Source organism: Rhodopirellula europaea 6C, assembly GCF_000338295.1.
Lineage (GTDB): Bacteria > Planctomycetota > Planctomycetia > Pirellulales > Pirellulaceae > Rhodopirellula > Rhodopirellula europaea.
Window position 1 is genome coordinate 1 of the sequence record NZ_ANMO01000249.1, and the last position, 2,389, is coordinate 2,389.

General features: G+C 55.2%; 1 protein-coding gene. It reads left to right on the forward strand.

The window, feature by feature from the left end:
• The coding region (locus tag RE6C_RS32335) for a beta strand repeat-containing protein (protein WP_008661585.1) at positions 1-2,389 on the forward strand (2,389 nt) is incomplete at both ends.

Sequence of the window (2,389 nt, forward strand, 5' to 3'; positions counted from 1 at the left end):
GACCGACAATGTGGGTAGCACCGAAGCGCTCGCGTCACTGGACATCGACGGTGCAGCTGTCACCGTGGATGATGTTGCGACGACCGGTACGATTGACATCTGCGGCGATACAATCACAACAACAGGTTCGCTCGATGCGGATGATGCGGTGATCACGTTGATCGCGGATGACATGAACCTGTTTACCGATAGCGGTGTCAGTGCTGCGATTGATTCTGGATCAGCCGATACAATCGTGCTGACGAAAGCGGTCGATCAGAACATTGATCTTGGTACTGATTCCGAAACAGACGGTGCGTTTGGTGACAACCTGGGATTGAGCGTTGCCGAACTGCAGACCTTCACGAACACGGCTGTGCTTCGTATCGGAGCGACGGCCGATGGAATGTCCACTCAGACGGAAGGCATTGATGTCAGTGATGACGTCGTGCTGACCAATTTGAGTGACTTGAGCCTGCAGACGTTGGGTACGGTGGATGCCGTTGCCAACACGACGACGACAACCCTCGGTTCCATCAGTGTCGCCAACCTGGCGGTCAATGCGGGCGGGCAGGTCATTCTTGATGGTATCAACGATGTCGATACTTTGGCGATCAACGCGGGCGTTGGCACTGCGACTGCAGGGGACGCGAATATCACTTTCCTTGACTCCGATGGGTTTACTGTTGGTGAAGTGGACACCGTTCAGGGCGTGATCGCACTCGACGGCGAAATTACGTTGACCGCGACAACCGGAGACGTGGTGGTGACGGACGTGGTCAATCCCACCGGCAGTGACAGTGACGTCTCTGCAACAGGTGATGTGACTGTCACGCTATCCGGAGATGATGCGAAACTGACGGTTGAATCAGGTGCGGACATCACGTCGAGTACCGGCGACATCGTGATCACTGCTGATGAAATGGATCTCGCGGGTTCTGTGACCGGTGCAGCGACCGACTCATTGGTTGTTCTGCAACCAGCAAGCCTCGGTCAGGAAATTGATCTCGGCTCAACGACAGCAGTAGATGCCACCAACGACGACACCCTGGAGTTGTCGAACGATGAGCTGAATCGAGTCACCGCTGGCTTCTTGCATATTGGGCGGAACGATGCGGGAACTGAGGCAGGTGACATTACTATCACTCAAGCGATCTCTTTCGTGGCCGCGATGGCTCCCGTGGTTGCACTGATCACGGGTGGCAAAATTGAAGATGACGATACAAACCCCGGCAGTATTGCAACCGAAGGTGATCTGGCATTGCTAGCTGCGGCAGGTGTCGGAACTGCAGACCCACTGGACATTGCTGTCGATGGAAAGATCGCGGTGCTAAACAGTTCAGCGACTCCTACCGATGTTCAGCTGACAAGCGACCAAACGATCACAATTGACTCGGTCACGATCAATGCGGTCACTCCAACGGCAACTACGATCAGTGGCATCTCAAACGAGAACGATGGTGCGATCGTCGTCAACACAACGTTCGACGGTGCCAACATCGTCGTCAATCAGAGTGTGCTGACCGATGGCGACATCACGCTTAACGCAGACTTCAATGGCACGGGTAGTGGGACGGATGGTGGGACCATCGTGGTCTCGGACATGGCACAGATTGCTGGCGAAGGCAGCACTTTCGCGGCCAACACGCTCGCCAACTCGATCACTTTGGTAGCGGAAGACGATATCGAGGTCAGCGACTTGTTGGCCGTGAATCTCGTTTCGGTTACTTCAACGGTTGGTTCCGTGGTTGATGACGGAGTCGAAACGACCCGCCTGCAGGGTGCGAACATCACCATCAACGCGGCGATGAACATTGGTGGGTTCACAGCACTGACTCTAGACGATGTTGCCGGTGGAAACATTCAACAGGCCGTTGACGTGAACCTGACTTCGCCGTTGGGAACCCTGACCGCGACCGTGCCAATTGGGCCGACAGGCGGCAACGTTCAGATCAATGAGATCGATGGCCAGGACGTCACTGGTGACGAGCAGTTTGTGCTCAGCCAACTGATCGCTAATGCAGGTGAGGGCGAGCAGCTTGCCGTGCTCAATTCTGGTGGTGCATTGTTGGTAGATGTGCCGGTGACCGTTACGACTCATGATTTGCTGATCGGCACGGTCGATTCTGGCCTGCTGACGATCAGCAATACGATCACGTTGACTGACGGCACCCTGGATGTGGGGTCTCAATCGGGAGATGTGAACGTCACGGCCAACTTGAGTGCGTCCGAAGCAGTCACGCTTCAGACCGGCAATTCGGATATTTCGATTAACGCGGGTGTTGAAAGCACCGGTGCGGGCGTTGTCGTCAATGCGGGTAACGACGTTACCTTGGGGACTGCCTCCAACGTGTCGGCTTTGACTGCGGGGCAGGATATCACGATCGACGCACAAAACAATGTTTCGATT